At 55.7% G+C, this 18,898-nt stretch carries 15 protein-coding genes; 7 read left to right on the top strand and 8 right to left on the bottom strand.

Translation table 11 applies throughout. The annotated features are described in order from the left end of the window. Positions 1 to 16 precede the first annotated feature (16 nt). From KRR55_RS16615 to KRR55_RS16605, 3 genes are all read right to left on the bottom strand, one after another. Positions 17 to 1,807, bottom strand: coding sequence for a glycosyltransferase family 4 protein (locus KRR55_RS16615; RefSeq protein ID WP_217390429.1), 1,791 nt, complete (start codon positions 1,805 to 1,807; stop codon positions 17 to 19). Further along, a complete protein-coding gene (locus KRR55_RS16610; RefSeq protein WP_217390428.1) occupies positions 1,794 to 3,008 on the bottom strand; it encodes a glycosyltransferase family 4 protein in 1,215 nt (404 codons plus the stop codon). Before KRR55_RS16610 ends, KRR55_RS16615 begins: the two co-directional genes overlap by 14 nt. Positions 3,009 to 3,138: 130 nt before the next feature. Then, positions 3,139 to 4,836: a glycosyltransferase family protein gene (locus KRR55_RS16605; protein ID WP_336245148.1), complete on the bottom strand. Its 1,698-nt coding sequence runs from the start codon at positions 4,834 to 4,836 to the stop codon at positions 3,139 to 3,141. Between the two features lie 718 nt (positions 4,837 to 5,554). Here KRR55_RS16605 and KRR55_RS16600 point away from each other — a divergent pair. The 5 genes from KRR55_RS16600 (at position 5,555) to KRR55_RS16580 (ending at position 9,437) form a co-directional block, all read left to right on the top strand. Then, entirely contained in the window at positions 5,555 to 6,652 is a 1,098-nt protein-coding gene (locus KRR55_RS16600) for a tyrosine-type recombinase/integrase (protein WP_254456326.1), read from the top strand. Continuing rightward, on the top strand, positions 6,631 to 7,587 hold the full coding sequence (locus KRR55_RS16595) for a tyrosine-type recombinase/integrase (protein ID WP_217390426.1): 957 nt from the start codon (positions 6,631 to 6,633) through the stop codon (positions 7,585 to 7,587). The genes KRR55_RS16600 and KRR55_RS16595 overlap by 22 nt, the downstream gene beginning before the upstream one ends. Further along, positions 7,584 to 8,573: a tyrosine-type recombinase/integrase gene (locus tag KRR55_RS16590; RefSeq protein ID WP_217390425.1), complete on the top strand. Its 990-nt coding sequence runs from the start codon at positions 7,584 to 7,586 to the stop codon at positions 8,571 to 8,573. The genes KRR55_RS16595 and KRR55_RS16590 overlap by 4 nt, the downstream gene beginning before the upstream one ends. A gap of 382 nt (positions 8,574 to 8,955) precedes the next feature. Then, positions 8,956 to 9,228: a hypothetical protein gene (locus tag KRR55_RS16585; protein WP_217390424.1), complete on the top strand. Its 273-nt coding sequence runs from the start codon at positions 8,956 to 8,958 to the stop codon at positions 9,226 to 9,228. Between the two features lie 5 nt (positions 9,229 to 9,233). Next, complete coding sequence (locus tag KRR55_RS16580) at positions 9,234 to 9,437, top strand: hypothetical protein (RefSeq protein ID WP_217390423.1); 204 nt, start codon at positions 9,234 to 9,236, stop codon at positions 9,435 to 9,437. A gap of 797 nt (positions 9,438 to 10,234) precedes the next feature. Here the strand turns inward: KRR55_RS16580 and KRR55_RS16575 are convergent. Continuing rightward, the gene (locus KRR55_RS16575) at positions 10,235 to 10,957 is read right to left on the bottom strand and encodes a DUF6270 domain-containing protein (protein WP_254456325.1); all 723 of its coding nucleotides are present in this window, start codon (positions 10,955 to 10,957) and stop codon (positions 10,235 to 10,237) included. A 934-nt stretch (positions 10,958 to 11,891) separates the two neighbouring features. On the opposite strand from KRR55_RS16575, the gene KRR55_RS16570 reads away from it, so the two are divergent. After that, positions 11,892 to 12,053, top strand: a complete 162-nt coding sequence (locus tag KRR55_RS16570; protein WP_217390421.1) for a hypothetical protein — start codon at positions 11,892 to 11,894, stop codon at positions 12,051 to 12,053. Between the two features lie 692 nt (positions 12,054 to 12,745). After that, on the top strand, positions 12,746 to 14,566 hold the full coding sequence (locus KRR55_RS16565; RefSeq protein ID WP_217390420.1) for a hypothetical protein: 1,821 nt from the start codon (positions 12,746 to 12,748) through the stop codon (positions 14,564 to 14,566). Positions 14,567 to 15,125: 559 nt separating this feature from the next. Here the strand turns inward: KRR55_RS16565 and KRR55_RS16560 are convergent. The 4 genes from KRR55_RS16560 to KRR55_RS16545 form a co-directional block, all read right to left on the bottom strand. Further along, on the bottom strand, positions 15,126 to 15,863 hold the full coding sequence (locus KRR55_RS16560; RefSeq protein WP_217390419.1) for a hypothetical protein: 738 nt from the start codon (positions 15,861 to 15,863) through the stop codon (positions 15,126 to 15,128). A 77-nt stretch (positions 15,864 to 15,940) separates the two neighbouring features. After that, complete coding sequence (locus KRR55_RS16555) at positions 15,941 to 16,708, bottom strand: ATP-binding protein (protein WP_217390418.1); 768 nt, start codon at positions 16,706 to 16,708, stop codon at positions 15,941 to 15,943. Beyond that, complete coding sequence (gene istA / locus KRR55_RS16550) at positions 16,701 to 18,284, bottom strand: IS21 family transposase (RefSeq protein WP_217390417.1); 1,584 nt, start codon at positions 18,282 to 18,284, stop codon at positions 16,701 to 16,703. The genes KRR55_RS16555 and istA overlap by 8 nt, the downstream gene beginning before the upstream one ends. A gap of 142 nt (positions 18,285 to 18,426) precedes the next feature. After that, positions 18,427 to 18,675, bottom strand: coding sequence for a hypothetical protein (locus tag KRR55_RS16545; RefSeq protein WP_217390416.1), 249 nt, complete (start codon positions 18,673 to 18,675; stop codon positions 18,427 to 18,429). Positions 18,676 to 18,898 lie beyond the last annotated feature (223 nt).

The following is an 18,898-nucleotide window of genomic DNA, read 5'->3' as shown; positions in this document are numbered from 1 at the left end:
TACTGCATTCATCCATTCATTGCAGTTTGTCGGTGATCAACTTGTATGTCTCAGACAACTTTCGTGCGTTCGCCGACCAGGTCCTCTCGGCCAGCATGGTTCGCCTTCCGGCCACCCCCATTGAAGCTCTCTTGGACGGGTCTTCGAGCAATGATCGAATCGCGCGGGCCAGCTTTCCTGCATCTTCCGGCGGGACCAACTTGCCAGTTACCCCATCGGCAACAATCTCACGAAGGGCTGGCAAGTCCGCTGCAATCACTGGGACTTCACAGGCCAATGCCTCAACGGGTTTCAAGGGGGTTACTGCCTGGGTCACCGAAAGATCCCTGCGTGGAACCACGAAAATGTCCAGGGCACAATGATAAGTCCGAGCATCATTACGCGGCACGCGTCCCGTGAAGATGCAATATTCATCGATTCCCAGTTCGATGCCGAGTTCCCTGAGGTTGTTAGATTCAACACCACTTCCGACTATTAAGACGCGAAGCTTCGGATTTTCCGGAATAAGCTCCGCAGCAGCCCGGATCAGTAGGTCCAATCCTTCGTAGGCAACCAAGCTACTGACCGTGCCCACATATTGCAGGTCAGGGGACAAGCCGAGGCTCGCTCGGGCCCACGAGCGTTCGATGGGCTCCTCCAAGTAGGCATCACCGATGGAGTTCGGTGCTATGGAGATCTTGTCGCTTGGGACTCCTTGTGCCACAAGCAAACTCTTCATGGTTTCGCCCAGGGTCACAACATGTGTCGCGCGCGCTGCGACAAAGGCTTCTCGTTCCTTGAACAATCGGTAGCGTTGGGAGGACCTCGCACTCTCGGGCCGAGTGGAGGCCCAAGTATCCGCCAGCTGCCCACGAACCTCGTAGACCCACGGCAGCCCATACGCCTCTGCAACGCTCATGACGGCTAGGGCGTTGGAGAAGTCGGTTGTGGTGTGGAGGACGCTGGGTCGCAGACGCTCCACGGCACTGGCGAGGGCATCTGCCTGCTGCTGGATCTTGGATCCCATATCCGACCTGTAACGAGCGGGGAACACCCGCCGATAGGCGATACCATCAACGATGTCTTGTCCCTTTGCCCGGATCTTCCCGACCGTAAGCGGGTAGCCCGCCCGCGTGAGGACTTCAATCTTCCACCCTTCGTCTCGCAAAGAGGTCAGGATCGAGTGCGAACGCTGGGCATATCCGCTTCCCGTATGCGGAAGCGAGTTCGTAAGGAAGTGAAGGGTCGATACACCGTCTGACGAGTCGTGTTGTACGATCTCCCGCTTTGCGGTAATCGCCAGGTCACCCCGAAAGACCTTAAGCTCACTTTCGTAGTGGCGAAGCTGCTTGTTGGATGGACGTACTACTGACGCCAGGATGTCGATGGCCCCCTGCATGTCCCCCAGATACCATGCGTGCCGGGCACTGGTTCGGCACAATGCAGTATTTGACGATGGGCACTTCTGCAACAAGTGTGCGGCGCTCTGCGCGTCTTGGATGGCGATCGCAATGTTTCCCAGACGAGCTTTGGAACGCTCAGACAACGTCGCGGAGTCCAATTGCCGAAGGAACAAACTGAGCTCTGACGTGTTCCCTGCTAGTAATAGGCCAACGGCCCTGAACTCAATCGCACGTTTGGGCAGAAAACGGACGCAGGCCAAAGCGAAGCTCGACAGAAACCTGGAGTCCACGCGACGTGCTGCTTGCAGGAAGAAGTAAATGGGGTCGTCAAGTAAGTTATCGCAGACAATCCTGGAAATGGTACGAAAATTGCTGAAAAAACTAGCCGGCTCGTTGGAAAATGCCATCTGTTCAGTTCCTGCCATGTTTTGTCCCTCGCGTGGTAATGGCGCTAATCAATTCCACGTATTTTTCGCCCAATTTTTCTAGCGAAGCCTTCTCGAAGACCCAGTCACGACCAGTATTTCCAACATCAAGTTTCTGCCTGTTTATGTGTAGTTCCTGCCACAATTTAGCAATGTTGCGCGGATCGTGGTCGACGATATCGCCTGCGGCTGCCGCGCTGATGATTTGTGCTGCTTCACCTTTGACGATTCCAGTAATGTGTTGACCGAGTGATAGGAGTTCATAGATTTTTGACGGGACAGTGTGATTGAAGCTGGCCCAATCATCTCTTAGGCTCACCACACACGTGTCTGCCCAATCATAGTGGGACCGAAGTGCTTCTCCCCGGGCCGGGGCCCGGAAATCCACCTTGGCATCGATGCTTTCGGCGTAGCGTTTTAAGCGATCACTCGCCGTGCCGCCGCCCACCATTCGCACATTGACATTCTCGGAAACCATGGTGGACGCCAGAATCATTGATTCCAGTCCTTGACTCTCCCCCAGATTTCCCAGGTAAAGTACGTGAAGCTTGGCATCCGTGCGTTGCGAAGCTGCCGACAGGGGTTCAAAGTTTCGGGTGCTGATCCCGTTGTGAATCGCATGCACGGAGTGAACGCCGTCGCGTATCAAAATGTCCGCAAATCCGTCCGTTACCGTCACGACCATTGTGGCCCGGCGTTGAACGCCCCGGACTCCCCAGTGCGCCAGCTTCGTCAACCATTTCCATCTCAGGATTCGAGAATCCGAGATCAAATCCGGCCATGCATCACGCATTTCCAGTAGCAGTGGCCGGTTGAATATTCTTGAAACAATAAACCCGATGAACATTGTCGGCAGGGCTGGAACAGTTGCTATCACTACACTCGGTCGGGCCTGGAGTAACGCCCTGGGAAGCATCAGCGCGCCATCAAGTGCATTCTTGATGATTTTGCCCGCGATGCCAGTCGACTTCTTCATGGATGCGTAACTTCGGATGTACTCTCCGTGGGCACCAACTTCGACCGAATCAATCCGTTGGCCCGCATCAGACGCTCCCGGACCGGCGACTGTTCTCGGTGTTACCACCTGCACATTCCAGCCAGCATTGCGCATGACATAGACGAATGAATCCCAACGGCGTTGCGGCGGCGAAACCTCCGGAGAATAGGAATGCGTCAGCAATAGAACGCGCACTGCCCCCACTGACATATTCCACCTAACTCCACGAGCAAAAGCTCACTTTTTGATTTATCGATTCTACGCCACATCGAATATGCATCGACTTGCACCCAAAAACAACTTCGCAGACGTAAACCAAGCGCAGGGGGACCGATTAAAACATGATGTGTTGTTCGTTCAATCCAAACGACGACACCACTCCAGTGGCGAGTAAGTCGGTCTCTTCCACTGACCACGTGTGACCGTCGCCTTGCGCGGAGCGCATCTGGACGAAATTGAAGCGGTCAGCTGAATATATCGAACCGCCAGCATCGAGAACTCCCCTGAGAAAGTTGGTGTCTTCTCCCCTGCCCAATTCTAGGAACGGAACTTCTTGCATCATTTCGCGTGTGGTGAAGATCGTTGGCCCCATGACCAAATCAGTAAATCGATGTTCGCGTTCTTCGAACCGCAGCAGCGTTGCGTTGCGGTCTCCCAGATACATGTAGTGCGCCTGCTTGCCGACCACATTGGCACCGCTGTAGCGGTGGGCTGCCGCTTGGTCCTGTAGATAGTTGGCCCCGTACAGGTCGTCGTCGTCCATTTTGGTGACATAGAACCCCGACGCGGCGCCAGCCGCAAGATTCAGGCATGCCCCTAGCGAGGTGGTACGTGGCTGGTGAAGTAAAACTAGATTGTCTATTCCGGCATCAAGTGCTTCTGCACGCAGAGACGCTTCGTCCAGCTCGAAACCGTGCGTCAATAACACCAGCTCGGTATCAACGTTCGCCTGCTTCCCGATCGTGGCGAGGATGTGTGGAATCTGTTGCGGCCTGATGGTGGACACCAGCGCAGAAACAGTGGGCCGCCGTGTCATTGAGAACGGCTGGGGACATTCGAAGCTGATTCCAGAGGCCTGGAGAACTTGTTCTGCGCGATGCGCATACGTATGTTGCTGCCAAATCTTGCGTTGCCCCAAATGCACGATCCGATCACGAAGTTCTTTGCTGCGAACCAAGGAACGGATCATGCCCGCCGACTCCGCGCGGTTACCGACTTCGACCACTTCAGACTTTTCAAAAAACTCCGCGATCGCCCTGCTGGGTGCTGTCACGACGGGCGTTCCGGATGCAGTAATTTCAAAGATTCTCCGCGCACACATGCTCGGTGAATCGACAACGGAGTTCACGTTGAGGAACACCTTGTAGGCCTTGTATGCGGTTAGCATCTTCTCATAAGGGAGGCTCCCCACGACACGGTCGTTGAATGGCGCCGGGAACTGATAGTTCGTGTCCCCGCCCAGTTGTCGGGAGAAGATTTCAAGACCGTGCTCCATTGCCCCTGATACGTCTAGCGCACCAGTGAGAAGCATTTCCATTTGTTCACGGCGTTCCGGAAACTTATGTGCAAAATACATTCCCGCGAAGGCAACGTCTCGCGCCTGAAAACCTCGTTCCGGGCGGATGGGATTATGAACCGCCGGTTGGGCAGCAAAGCTCAACGCTTCAATGCGGTCGTGTCCAAGATCCAACTTGTACCGGTCAATTTGCGTTGAGTCGGATGTAAACACCGTGTCGAACAGCCGGGCAGTAGCCAAGAAGTCGTCGTAGTGTGGAGGATCTTCCTTGTTCCAAAAGACCGTGGGAATATTTTGGGACTTGCACCAGGTAACCAGTTCAACGATGGCTGGCCGTGGGGCAGACGTTCCAGTCAAGTGATAAGACCAAGCCTTGCTATTTCCCGCCCACGCCGATTCTACGAATAGAAGATCAACAGTTCGGGCAGTCAATTTCTCGAGCCAATTGTCGGGTTTGATTGCAACACAGTCCCACTCAAAACCCCAAGCCTGAGCCGAAAATTCATCCAGAATCACTGCCACACGCGGTCTGGGCCCCAAGCCAGATTTCTTCGTTGGTCGCAGGGGCGGAAAGTCCAAGACCATTCGACCATGGGACGATGAACGTATTTTCCGCCCCACAATATTATTGGCTCCGTTCTGCTCCAAAACGGTTTGCCGACGTCTCCAACGGAGCAGCTGTTTCAGCCCGCCTTGCCTAAAATGCCAAAGAGCAATCCGAAGATTCTTAATGATGGGTTCCTATGCTGTGTGTGTTGCTTAGTATCGCGTCCGGCCGACCTTGACGGACCATTCAAGTGTAGTAGATTCAATCCGCTCCCAACCTTACGAATTATTCCTCCCCCCCCATGAGATATTTCGTAGAAAGGCACGCCCCCTGCATCCTGTTTGAGCCTGCATTTCATGATGACCCAACCAATCGCGCCTTCCATCAACGTATTAGCGAGACTCGAATTCCCAATTTGTAGACAGCTGGGAACATTATGTAGAGGCCGCGGTTATGCAGACAACGGATGCCGCGTGGAGTGAAGTCCTGCGCTTTCCCGGCGTGGTTTCGCTTTCAGTTTCTACATAAGAACGTGGGGCGCATGCTTGTCTTCCCAACGAACGAGGGAAGGCGAGCAAGATGGTGAACCACTCACCGGGGCCCATGGGAGGTCCCCTTTCAACCTACATAGAGGGATTTCGCGAGGCCCTGAACGATCGAGGGTATGCCGAATCGAGAATCCGCCAATTGACGGTCTTGGCAAGGCGATTGGACCGATGGCTGCAGCACAAGGGCCTGGATGTCGCGTCGCTGGATGATTGCGAATTGCACGTGTTCCTTGACGCCCTGAGCGCAGAGACCTCGAAGCGGACCCCAACGGCGGCTTCGTTCACATTCCTGCTGGAGTATTTGCGCACAGCCGGCGCAACCCCGTGGCCCGCGGCCTCGACGGAACCGGCGAATCCCGAGCAAGCCGTGATTGATGGTTTTGGGCACTATCTCATTGTTGAACGGGGGCTGGGTGCCCGGTCCATTGCCAGCTACGAGAAGACGGCCGGTTCCTTCGTGGCCTGGCTGGACGGATCTGCCAAGACACTCCAATCCATGGATGCGTCGGATGTCATTACCTTTGCGATGGACGTCTACAGTGCCCAAAAAAGTCTTCACGCGAAAAAAGAGCTGACGGGGCTGCGGTCATTCCTGCGGTGGGCCTACCTGGAGGACCTGACGGAGCGATCTTGGGCGGATGTAGTTCCCTCCGCCGCGGGCCATGGCACAAACCTGCCAAAGGGGTTGACGCAGAAGGAAGTCGACGCCTTGCTGGCCACGTGCGACCGCGGGACCGTGACGGGCCTGCGGAACTACGCAATGTTGGTCCTCATGAGCCGGCTGGGATTGCGAGCCGGCGAAGTATCGGCCTTGCTGCTGAAGGACGTGGACTGGCGGGCCGGGGAAATCCTGGTCCGTGGCAAGGGGTCCTGCCAGGAGAAACTGCCGTTGCCGCACGACGTAGGGTCCGTCTTGGTTGACTACCTGCGCCATGGGCGTCCCCCTGGCTGGGGAAACGCCATGTTCTTGAAGCTCTACGCACCATTGAAGGGCATCACTTCGGGCGATGTCGTAAACGTCGTGCTGGTCGCTGCGCAGCGCGCGGGAATTCCGGGAGCTTGCGCGCACCGACTCCGGCATACCGCCGGGACGCAGCTCCTACGTGCCGGCTCGTCGCTGGCCGAGGTCGGGCAGGTCCTGCGTCATCGCAGTCCCGCCAGCACCGCCCTTTATGCAAAGGTCGACGACGCTTCCCTACGGGGTTTGGCGTTGCCATGGCCGCAGACCGCACCATGAGCTCCACCGGCCTTGATATCGCACTGATGGTCGATCAATACCTGCGCATGCGCCGAGGCATGGGATACACGCTGCATGGCCAAGGCCAGCGGCTCCTGGACTTCGCAAGGTTCTTCCAAAACACAGGGGCCGAGCATGTCTCCACGGCCATTATCCTGGACTGGGCAACCCTGCCCTCGAACGCGGATCGGACCTGGTGGTACGCGCGTCTGGGCGCTGTCCGGCCTTTCGCCCAGTTCCTCCAGGCCTTCGACGCGCAGACCCAGGTACCGGAGGCCTCCGCGATCCAAGACGGGGACCACAGGGTCCGACCCTTCATCTTTTCCGAGCCGGAACTTGCCCGGCTGCTCGCGGCTGCGGACAAACTCCAGCCCGCATTCCGGGCACTCACCTACCGGACCTACATCTCGTTGGTGGCGGTGACCGGGATGCGGCGCAGCGAAGCAACGAACCTTGATCGTAGTGATCTTGATTGGGAGAACGCTGCCCTGACCATCCGGGAAGCAAAATTCCACAAGACGCGCCGGCTGCCGCTGCACCCGAGCACGATTACGGCGTTGGACGACTATGCACATCAACGGGACCGGGAATTCGGTACGACAGAACAGCCCGCATTTTTCCTCTCTACCCGGGGAACCAGGCTCTCTTCCAGCTCTGTCGGCCAAGTTTTCGCCGGCCTGGTCCAAACGGCTGGGCTGCCACGGCTGGAGACGCGTCACCAACAAAGTTTGCACGATCTAAGGCACACCTTTGCGGTCAGGACACTCCAGGGCTGGTACCAATCCGGTGCTGACGTCGGCCCACTGCTGCCCCTGCTATCAACGTATCTCGGTCACCAGAATCCGTATGCCACCTATTGGTATCTGAGCGGAACACCGGAATTGATGACCTTGGTTTCTGAACGAGTACGCACCTATTTGCAGGAGGAATCATGACCGCGTTGGCGCCCATCCTGGAAGCATTCTTTGCCAAGCGACTCATGGGCCAGCAACGGGCCAGCGCAAACACTGTTGCCTCGTACCGCGACGCCTTCCGGTTGTTCTTGCGATACGCACCCGAGACACTTGGGAAGGCACCGCAGGAACTGGACTTGGAAGATCTCGATGCGAGAATTATTGGCGGTTTTCTGGCGTGGTTGGAGAACAGTCGCGGATGCAGCATCCAAACACGGAATGCGCGCCTGGCCGCCATCCGGGCCCTGTTCCGCTACGCGTCCTTCGAATATCCAGAGCACGCCGAACTCATCCAGCGAGTCTTGGCGGTTCCGGCCAAGCGCACGGAGAAGGCCATCGTCGCCTACCTGACAGAGACCGAAACGAACGCACTGATCAATGCCCCCACCACGGCAACCTGGAGGGGACGTCGAGACAAGGTCTTGTTGCTGGTGGCCGTGGTCACGGGGCTGCGCGTCAGTGAATTGGTGAACCTCACTGTTGCCGACGTTGAGCTGGGGCCTTCCTCGCATCTGCTCGTTCATGGCAAAGGCCGCAAGGACCGCATCACACCTTTGTCTGCCCAAGCCCGCAGGCACCTGACAGCTTGGTTCAAGGAACAAAACCCTTCCCAACCTGACCCGGTGTTTCCCGGGACCAAAGGCAATCGACTGACACGTGACGGGGTTGCAAAAATCCTTGCACGGCATGTTGTCGAGGCCTCGACAACATGCCCGTCCCTGGCGGTGAAGAACATTTCACCCCACACCCTGCGGCACACCTGCGCCATGAGGCTTCTTCAATCCGGCGTGGACATAGCCACGATCGCACTTTGGCTTGGCCACGAGAATATCCGCACATCGGGAATCTATCTGCACGCCGACCTCGCCCTCAAACAGCGGGCCTTGGACCGGATCAGACCACCGGATACCAAGGCCGGCCGGTACCGTGCGCCCGATACTCTCTTGGCGTTTCTGGAAGGGCTGTAATTATGCAGAGTTGACCCATCCATAAGGTTTATCAGGACGCCACGCGGCATCCGTTTTCTGCATAACCGCGGCCTCTACATAATGGATGTAATGCAGAATTCTGCATTAGATCCAACATACGATCTTCGTCTGCGCAACTCATTCCGCGGCCTCTGTAGATATAACCTGCTGTTCTTCCCGCTGTTCTAAGACAGAAAGGCACGACCTTGCGTGGGTCAATATCCGGAAACAGTGATTCTAGGAATCCATAAAACGCCGGTGGACTATCACAGACTTCGCGCCAGCACTGGAATTTTGGGAGTATGGATACCCCTTCTGCCTGCCGCAGGATGGCCCTCTTCGCCGCCGAGATCATCGAGCAGGTCGAAGTCCCGGTCGATGAGTGGATCAATCTAAACGTCAGGCAAAGAAGCTGTTCAAGGGCTTTGACCCGGAGGCGGTGATGTCATTAACGTCATCCCTGCGCTCGACCGCACAAGATGCGGTGCCGAAGCCCAAACCACAGCGGAAATTCTCGGATCCCGATGCGAGGGTCAGGAAGCGGGCAGACCGCTCATTCTCGTATTGTTACAACGGCCAGGCCCTCGTGGATGAACACCTGCGGGTCATCGGTGCCGCAGAGATGAACCAGGCGACCAACGACCACGGGAACTGATTCCCATGGTCGAAAAGGCCTTGGAAAACCTGGGGCAGATTCCCCAGAAATGGCTGGCGGATACCGGCCATAGCTTGAAAGCGAACCTCGAACAGCCCCGGGAGCTGGAGGCTGAGCATGTCACCGAGTTCTTCATTGCCACCGGTCGGATGAAGCATGCGGCCCCGAGCTCTCCATCCCCAACTTACAGGATCATGCCGGTGTCCTAGTCGGCATCGCGATCCACCATGGTTCGATCCGCATCAACTTTCCCCAAGGATTGCGCACGAAACACCGCTCGCCCAAGACGGTGCTTGTCAATGCCCAGGTGCCGCCTGAATCCGTAGTTCACGTTGCCGACCACTTCACCAATATCAGTCAGTTTCCTCTTCACAGATGGGGCAGGAAACCCCGCGGGCAGCGGCGATTCCTGTCATCGCCCGCATTTCGGTGCTCGCGGCCTCTTTTATCGAGCCCGCAAATCTCGTTGCTAGACGCGATTGCAGGGAAGCTGCCCAGCGGACTGTACGAAGGACCCACTCTCACACTGCTCTTCTAGGCTTATCAGTCGGCGCTTGCGCGTCAAGACTTCTAGGTCTTTGACGCCTAACGAAACTTCCTTGACCTAGCGCACGGGTCTGGCTGGGATGCGGGAGGAAACCACCCCATAGGATGGGCATCCAATCTCGATGGAAACCAATTCGACAACACAGGTGCGCCCCGCCGGGGGAACTGCAGGGCTACGGGCCCTACTCATATTTGCGTCACCACGCATTAGATCCGAGAGCCCATTTGCACGAGGCCCATGAACCGGAATGCTTTGGACAGACTCTTGCCGATCCGCCACAGATCGAAAACGACGGTTAGCAACGGCTCGGGATACATCGCGTCAGGCAGCCGCAGCTGCACAGGTCACCACATATGGGTTGGTTCATTGTGACACTCTGAGACATGGGAAGGGCGACTCAGATGCCGCATGGGTTCGGCGAGGCCCCCGCCAAACGGTAAGAACCTCGATCGAATGAATCTATTTGAGGGCGCGAATCATTTGGTTGGATACCCATTCCATCGCTGGTTCGCCAAAGTGGAAGGGGCTCAGCCCCCACTTGTGATTTGTCGGCGCGACTGAAAATTCGCGTGGCATGGTGACTACTTTGAGTCCGTAGTCTGCGAGCTTTTGAGTAAGGGAAGATATATTGTCGCTTACTTCACGAAGGGGGCGTCCAGCGAAGGGCCCGAGTTCTGTTCCGTCAGTTGTGTGTGTGGCCCATGGCGCATCGACGATCAGCACCTTGTCCTGGATGCCCATAAATTCCAGCCGTGCGTAGAATCGCCTAGCTGCGTGGGTCCAGAAGTCTGAATGCCGATTAGTCCCCAGAAAAACCTTTCCTGGTGGTCGATTCAGGTGGTTCAGGACCCCTGAATCCGCAATTTCATTCGATGAAGTAATGAACGATCCATCGGGGAGTTTGAGTACGCCAAGGCGCTCGACATGGAAGTCCAAGACGAACAAGTCTGTGTGCGGTGCAGCTTTGCGCATGAGCGGAATCAGGCTCGATTTTATGTCGCCGTTGGCTGCACGATTCTGGAATGGGGATGCCAGTTTTACTTCGGGTAGCAGTGATGTAGCAGGGGTCGTTGCGCTTATGAGCGACTGCCTCGATACGTACCCAGTCAAGCTGGCTATGTCTCGAATCTTTTCGTAGGCGTCACGTATGACGCATCCGCCGTATAGAAATACTCCCTGCATTGGTCCAGCATAGATGCTTTACCGGCGGTAGGCACATATTCGGTGTGACTCATGAAAAGTGCTCGCGAAATAGGGTCAGTACCTCATGAGCAGATGCTCACGAATCCCTTTCCGGCAGCAGGGCACTTCGGTGTTCTTGAATAATGAGATATGGGTGGACGCTGGCCGCCCGCGAAGAGATCACGACGATGGAAGCCCAAGCGTATGCAAAGTCGTATGAAGAAGGTAGTTGTGGATCGCCTCGTGGCCGAAATCGAGTCGTCGCCGGCCAACATCCGCTGTCAGCTAGGCATCGCGATCAAACGTATTGAGTCATCTACCCCGGCGCCTCGCAAGCCACGTGCGCCGAGCTATGGCAACGCTAATGCAAAGTTATTGTTTGGTCGTGAATTCCGATGCGTTCCAGTGATCGCTGCGGGCGTTTGGACACATGGCCATTGGTTAGGTTGATGTTGGGGCTGCGGTTGAGCCGGCGCAGGCTGATGGCCAGATTGTGTAGCCTGGCCAACACCCGCTGTGGTACCCCAGTTCTGATATGGCTAGCGTCCTCCGCGCATGTCACATCCCGACACCAATGGAGGGAATTTTCAATGCACCAATGTCGTCGGACTCAAGTGTTGCGCGGCTGGGGCTTGCCCCGTGAGCCGGAATCGCGGTTATGAGTTAAGCGGTCTCGATTGATCGTCGCGTTCCCTTCGGTGTCCGTGTTTTCAGTGTCAGTTGGGCAGACTGCATGTCATGGGGACGTTGATGCCAACTGTGAGAGTGGCGACCTAGATCCGGGCGATGCTCTTTCGCCCGTGCCCGGTATTTCGTTGCGTGTTCCCCCCGGAGCTTCCGCCCACGGTAGGGCTCTGAGCTGTTCGAGCAGCTTGGGCCGGTTGCCTCTCACTTGCATCACAAAGTGGGCGCCATGTGCATGCAAACACTCCGCATGACGTCCCAAGCGGTGCAGGGCATCGAAGGAGATGCACTTTCTCGCCAAGTCACCAAGGGTTTCGAGCAGGGAGTCGAGATGGGTGATCTCGTTCGTCTCGATGCCGACCTCAGCCTGCCCACCTTATGGTGTCTGTTTCACAGGCCCGTGCTGGCATGAGTTGTACGCGGCCCCCGCCACAATTTTGGCTCCTCGCACTTCCTTGCCGTCAATGGCGATAACCAGCGCATCGACATGGGTTTACGCCCAAGCACCCAGAGGAATGTTCGAATCTTTCGAGGGACCACCGGGCCAGTATGCGTTGGAATTTGGTAAGCTACGAGTCACAAAACTTGCGGCCCGTAGCGAAGTTGAGGCTGCGTACGTGGAGCATTCGGCAACAGCGGCAAATGATGTACGAGCCGATCATCACTGCGCAGAGTGCCACGGCCAGGACCCCTCCCAACTATTGGCGGACGCCTTCGGACTTGCGGTGGTCCGCGAACGACGCCAAAGTCTGAAATATTGCGTCCGGGGTCCAGCTGGCCATTGAGGAGGATAATGGGGGAAATGGCATAGAATCGCTTCTGGTGTTGCCTGAAGATCTAGACAATCGCCAAATTTAACAGGAGCATTTCGTCACCATAAGCGCCGACGGGCCGTATCGGCACGATTGTGCGTCGGCAGTCAAACAAGACTTTGAATGAACACTGCTACCCGGCCCCGAACAGGGCCTACCAAACATGCAGTTTCGGTCCATGCCGGATTTTGCTCGCGAATGCCATACCCAAGCCAGAATTGGCCCAAATTCCCAACGACACACGTGCGGCAGGCAAATTACCACCAACCCGCCCAACTAGTAGAGTTTCCCTATGCATGAAAAAAGACTGAAAGCCCCGCTTCTCATTTGCGGCCGTTTTCCTGACGGTAAACCTAGCCTGCAGTTCAAGACGGACGGCGCGGTTGCTTTCCAGTTAGGGAAGAGGAAATTTTGGATTGACGGAAGCGCGATCGTATCAGGCGTTGTAATCCACGACGGACGTAGTCTGGGATCAGTAATCCCAGCTAACGCAGAGACCTGGGCAATAGAGAGAATCGCAGAGTGGTGGTCTTGGAATGCCAAAAATCCTTGTGCACTTTATGTTTCCGATGAGTCGGAGGGATGGGCAGCATGCCTTCCAGACGCGCTCGGCGGTGCATTGGCTTTCTACCACAAGAACAACAAAGAGATACTTATATCTACTCAATTGAGTGAAATTATTTTAGAGCTCAAAAAAGATAACAAAGGGCCTAAGAAATCTGCTCAGTTTCAACTCGAAAGACTCATGTTTGGCAATGGTGGATTAATTCCGGCCAGCTATGACGACATCGCAAGCATTGAACCGTTCGAATATTTAATAATTAAAAACAACCAAATACAAATATCCCACTATAAAATATTTGACACCATGAAGGGCGCCTCGCGTCATGAACTTATTAATATACTTCGCGAAGATATCATTAGTTCAATTACGGCCATCGCAAACTCTGATACAGCGCAGAAGATATCTCATTTAACAGGAGGGTTCGATTCGCGGTTAATCTTGTCGGCAACTCTTCATTTGAATTTAGAACAACAATTCCTATTCTTTTGCTCAGGTCCAGACGGTTCCACCGATCGAACGATTGCCGATGGACTGAGTCGTCAGTTCGGATTAGTTAGAAGCACTGGCGCTGGCCTAACAAACGCGCAAACAAGCGTTATGTCCGAGCGCCTTATGGGCGCGCTTTTCGATAGCTCCGGCATGACCAACACCGGTCCCCAAGGGAGGGAAATTCACGTCCCCGTTAGTGCCATGGGTGGCGGCTACGGCGAAATTTTACGCACATTCTACGGCAATCGACTAATATCTTCAGACTCAGTGACAATAGATGCGAAATTATTACGGCAGAGCTATCTACCAAACCATGGATCCACTCATCCGTATATTGCAAAACATGCACTCGTGGATATCGAAGAAAAACTAAACGAAAAATTTGGTCAGCTAAGTTCCAAGTACGACGATGTCGCCTTCCTGGGAGATGCTTTCTATACGCACGTAAGAAATCGATATCATATTGGTCAATCCTCATTGTTATGGAGTCGAGTGGGCTCGAGATTTGATCCATTATATTCCGTTGCCGGCTACTGCCTAGCGTCAAATGCAACACAGCACGTTCGAAGCTCAAACGCAATTGGATTTGATTTAATGGAGTCCTTTGCTCCTGAACTACTCTCATTTCCATTTGATTACAATCGACACAATGAACAATTATCGCTGATTCGAAAACCTAAAAAATCTACGAATTGGCCAAAATCTAGTACCAAACTACTCATGAAGGATTCCCTCACTCCAAGCGCTTCTCAAACGAGCCCTTTCTTGAAAATTCTAGATCAATTAAACGTTGAAGAACATCAACCAACACGTACGGAGCGACAATCGCTAGTTTCGAAGGCTAACACTATGGGTGCAAATTATTGGCAGGTTGCCTATCAGGCTGCAGGGCAGGACCTACTTCGAAAAGCTTACGAACAATCAAGTGATAGCACATTCTTTGATTACATTGATTCCAAATATGTTGTGGAATTATTTAGAAAGACAAATCTCAACCGTTCAGAGTTGAGAGAACTCTACAACCTCGGAGGCATAATCGCTTGGCTGAGCTTCGGATGACTCACCTACTTACCTGCCAAGGAAGGCCGTTGCGTAGTTGATTTTTGAGCTGACTCTCACTTCAGTTACTTCAGAAGCAGTGTGCCACCGCGCGATTCGCAGCGGTGGCTTCCGTCTACTTGGACCCGATGGCGACCAAACGGGAAACACCCGCCGCTAGGGAACTCAGCTCGATTCTCACCGAAACTCTCACCCGGTACCCGGGCCCAGGCCTTGTCCTGTGATAGGCCATTAAGAATCGGCTCTGAGGTGCCCCAAACAATCTCGGCTCAAACCGTCGATATCAGAAGCCTTGGTAGGACCACGCCGTCTCTGAGTCGGCGTTTTGGTCGCTGAAGAACACGGTGGACCAGCGCCAGGCCTTCAACCATCGCATTGAGGCTATCGCCGGCGTAATGAATACCCCAAGACCTGGGCAACCGGCGCGGACCCGCAACGCACAACCAAGGCGTCAGCCCGCTGGCCAAGCTCGAGCTCTACCAGAAAACTCGGAATCCGATCCTCGCTGCCTGAAATCACCAAAGGAAATCGAACCAACCGTCTCAAGAGCTTGACCACCTCACTCTAGATTCGTCACCTTCAGGGTAAAGAGGCGATTCCATTCGCCTGCTGATTCCACAACTTGCCTCAATGCCTGCGTATAGACCCACCGAGGCGGTACCACGTGGCCTCGGCCCCAATTCCCGCAGTATGTTAACACACGGCTTTTGTCACTAACTTCATTTACGAAGCTTGAATAGTGTTTGTTGAAATAATGCTCATCTTGAAGATTTTGAATATAAACAATCCTATTTTTCATTTTCCCGGCGTAAACTTCACTCATCGATATAGTTAGTTTTTTTTCGATCTTTTCCGAGGACCACCCGACGTAGGCTGACGCGCAAAACTCATCCCAATAGCGCTTAGCCTCCTGGCGAATCTCGATCACAGGATTCATGACGACAGCGATGGATCCTGGAACCTGGTAGCTGTGGTTCAGAGCCCCGAACCCTCCGGCGGATGAACCAAAAAAGATCAGGTTCTTATACTTCCCACTCTCACGTAGTTCATTGATCGTCGACCTTACTAGTTCCTGGGCAGGAACTCGCTTGGTGGATAGGTGCCACCCGGTTTCAAGAGCATCGGGATGAGAAACCGAGGGATCTGCGAAAGCGACCCAATCACTTCCAATTTCGGAGGTGCGAAATAGCGCCTCTTGGTAGTGCTGTTCCGACGACCTGGTAGTGTCCACTCCGGGCAGGCGGTAGTGGATTTCCGGCGAAGTGGTAGTGCGTCCGGCTTTTGTCGTATTGGCCAAGAGCCGTCGAGGGGCTCTTGGCCAATACCATTTAGGGTGAAGGCTCGGGAACCAGTGGTTCAGGAACGGACTGCAACCTATTCCCAGAAACCGGCGGAGTCCCGGGCCTTCTCATGCTTGAGCTTGCGCATGTCGGTGTCTCCCAGCACGAGCCACCTGGTGTTGTTCGCCAGCCGGTTCACGATCGAATCCCCGGCCACGCGGTCGGGCAACACCTGCACCCAGTAGGTGGGATCGGTCTGGCTGACGATCACGGTGGGCAGCCGGTGTTCCCGGTCGGCCAGCACCCCGAACAGGTCGCTGGCGATGTTCTGGTCGATGCCGACGGTCAGGAAGTCGTCGATGATCAGCAGGTCCGCTTCCCGCAGCTTTTCCAGCAGGGCATCGTGGACCTTGCTGTCCGCCCGGGCGATGAGCAGCTTTCGGGCCAGCACGTCCATCCGCGTGTAAAACACCGAATGCTCGCTGTGGCAGGCGGCAATGCCTATCGCGCAGGCAATGTAGGTCTTGCCCCCGCCGGACGGGGAGATGATCAACAGGTTCGTCGGATCCTCCCGCCACTGGTGCGTGGCGTAGCGTTTCATCCGCGCCTCGTCGATCTTCCGCCCCGGAAGGTAGTGCAGCTCGGCAATCGACGCTCCGGGCAGGGGAAAGCGTGCCTGCTTGATGAGCCGGTCGACCTTGTTCGACCGGCGGGCATCCAGGGAATGGTTCACCGCCTGCATGAACACCTCCTCCGGCAGTAGCTTGTCGTTGGCTTCGTCGCCGGCCAGTTCCAGGAACTTCTCGGCAAACACGGTGAGCCGGAGGTCCTTGATCTTTTGGTGATCCTCGCTGTTAAGCATCGGTGCCACCCCGCCCCTTGTAGTGGTCGGCATCGCGGACGAACACTCCGGGAAGGTTCTGGATTTCCTTCAGGTTCTTCACGTTCTGCGCCGCCGGGACGGCCGCGCCAGGTTGGTCCTTGGCGGCGGCCAGCGTCGCCATCACCCGCTTGAGCGAGGTGTAGGTGGCATGCCCGTTGATGTTCAGCAGTTCCTGGCAGGCTTCCTCCAGCGAGGCCTTCTTTCCGCCGAGCTCCGAGAGGATGTTGCGGCACGGCAGGTAGGCCTGGGCCTCGACCTGGTTGCGGTCCAGGATTTGGGTGATGACTTGCACGGTGGCCGGCCCGTAATTCCGGGCGCGGTTCAGGAACCACTCCCTGGACCACAATCCCTGGACCTGCTGGTGGTGCTTGGGCGCATGGGACAACTCGGTGGAGTATTGGCCCCGGCGCCCGAGCTTGCGCGGGTGCTCGCAAACCTTGGCCTGCCCGTCGAAGATGCTCACGGTGGTTGCGGTGATCCGGACCGACAGGATCTTCCCTGCCAACGCGTACGGCACCGAGTAGTGCTGGTAGTCGCTGGTGACGTGATAGTTCCGCCCGACCTTCAACTGCTTGTATTCCACCGACTCAAACGGCTGGTCCGGCAGGGGCTGGAGCAATGCCGCCTCCTCCGCGTCGAAGACTTCCCGCCGGGTGGTCCCGTTGACCCGGCGCAACCGTTCGTTGAGATCCAGCAGCCGCTCCCGCACCGCGTCGTTGAGCTCTTCGAACGAGGTCCAGGTTTCGGAGGCAAGATAGCCGATGACGCGGCTTTCCACGGCCTGCACCATTCGCTCGACGTGCGCCTTGTCGGTCGGGCGATTCGATCTGGCCGGCACGATTGCCGTCTGGTAATGCTCGGCGAGCTGGCGGTAGGACTTGGTCACCACCACCTCGTTGTCCGCCCGGGTGCGCTTGTGCGTGGCGGTGCGGGCGTTGTCCGGGACGATCAGCTGCGGCACCCCGCCGATGAACGCCAGCGCGTTCACGTGCGCCTGGTTCCAGGCCTCCTGCTTCATGTTGCCGAACGCCTGGCAGAACACCAGCCCGGAGTACGGCAGCGAAGCGACGAAAAAATAAGCCTTGCCGACGTCCCCGGTCACGGTGTCCACCACCGGCAGGGTCGGGCCGACCCAGTCCACGAACATGGCCTTGCCCGGTTCGTGCTGCAGCGTGGCCACGACGTCGGTGGCGGCGGCGAACCGGTTGAACAGTTCGCAGTATTGCGAGTAGCCGTACTTCTTCTTCTCGCTGGGTGAGCCGAGGTATTTGACCCAGCCCTGCTGCAACGTGAAGAACCGGTTGTGCTTCATCTCCTCGACGACCTGCGCGAAATGCGGGTCCGCGTAGTCCTGGGAGACGGCCTTGCGCCCGTCCGGGAAGAGCTGCTCGATGTCCGTCGCGGTCATCGACGCAAAGCGGTCGGCGGTGATGCCGGCGGTGGCGATGGCCCTCTTCACGGCCGAAACGTCACGATGCGAGCACCCGACCGACGCGGTGATCTCCATGTAGGTTCGGCCCTTGAATACCAGGGACATGATGGCTTGATAATCCACCAAGGTTTTTCTCCTCTGATCTGGTCGCCGCGCCGTGTTGCGCGGAGACCAAAACAGACGATCACGAAAAGCCCTAGAGCACTACCATGTATCCGGAACGAATCTACCAACAAGCCGGAACGGCACTACCTCCCGAGGCTATTCAGCAGGAGGCGACTGCACGACCAGAAAGCACCGGGCTAGACTTGAGGTGCCCTCCGACAGCAGCATGAAAACATATCAATAGTGAATCAGAGCCACGTGTTTCATACCCTGCATCAAACCATCGATTATTAATCTTTAATGAGTGAATGCCGTTTTTCATAACACTCGAAGAAAATTTCTCATTATCAATATAGTTATAGAGTTCGGAAGGCTTGAAATTAATTAATGAGCGATTTATCTTCTTCATTGAATCTCCTAAATAATTTTGGTCAAATCAAGAATATCTAATAATCGACAACATAAACACTAATACATTGCTTGGGGCCCAACGCTCTAACGACTGCCTTTTGATGAGGCAAGGTAGTGGCGCGGCAGTTCTAACAATCCCCGAAGCTGGACCTAGTGTGGTATCTGGATTATATGCAGGCTCTCTGACTTTAGGCGCCGCAATTGGGTGTTCAGCACGGCCC

This window comes from Paeniglutamicibacter quisquiliarum (assembly GCF_019084045.1).
In the GTDB taxonomy this organism is placed as follows: domain Bacteria; phylum Actinomycetota; class Actinomycetes; order Actinomycetales; family Micrococcaceae; genus Paeniglutamicibacter; species Paeniglutamicibacter quisquiliarum.
Note: the sequence above shows the minus strand (reverse complement) of the source record. Positions and strands in the feature narration are given on the sequence as shown.

What these genes read in the sequence shown, in the direction of transcription:
- KRR55_RS16615 (WP_217390429.1), bottom strand. Translation starts at nt 1,807, where the DNA reads ATGGCAGGAACTGAACAGATGGCATTTTCCAACGAGCCGGCTAGTTTT.
- KRR55_RS16595 (WP_217390426.1), top strand. Translation starts at nt 6,631, where the DNA reads ATGGCCGCAGACCGCACCATGAGCTCCACCGGCCTTGATATCGCACTG.
- KRR55_RS16590 (WP_217390425.1), top strand. Translation starts at nt 7,584, where the DNA reads ATGACCGCGTTGGCGCCCATCCTGGAAGCATTCTTTGCCAAGCGACTC.
- KRR55_RS16580 (WP_217390423.1), top strand. Translation starts at nt 9,234, where the DNA reads ATGGTCGAAAAGGCCTTGGAAAACCTGGGGCAGATTCCCCAGAAATGG.
- KRR55_RS16575 (WP_254456325.1), bottom strand. Translation starts at nt 10,957, where the DNA reads ATGCAGGGAGTATTTCTATACGGCGGATGCGTCATACGTGACGCCTAC.
- KRR55_RS16570 (WP_217390421.1), top strand. Translation starts at nt 11,892, where the DNA reads ATGACGTCCCAAGCGGTGCAGGGCATCGAAGGAGATGCACTTTCTCGC.
- KRR55_RS16565 (WP_217390420.1), top strand. Translation starts at nt 12,746, where the DNA reads ATGCATGAAAAAAGACTGAAAGCCCCGCTTCTCATTTGCGGCCGTTTT.
- KRR55_RS16555 (WP_217390418.1), bottom strand. Translation starts at nt 16,708, where the DNA reads ATGCTTAACAGCGAGGATCACCAAAAGATCAAGGACCTCCGGCTCACC.
- KRR55_RS16545 (WP_217390416.1), bottom strand. Translation starts at nt 18,675, where the DNA reads ATGAAGAAGATAAATCGCTCATTAATTAATTTCAAGCCTTCCGAACTC.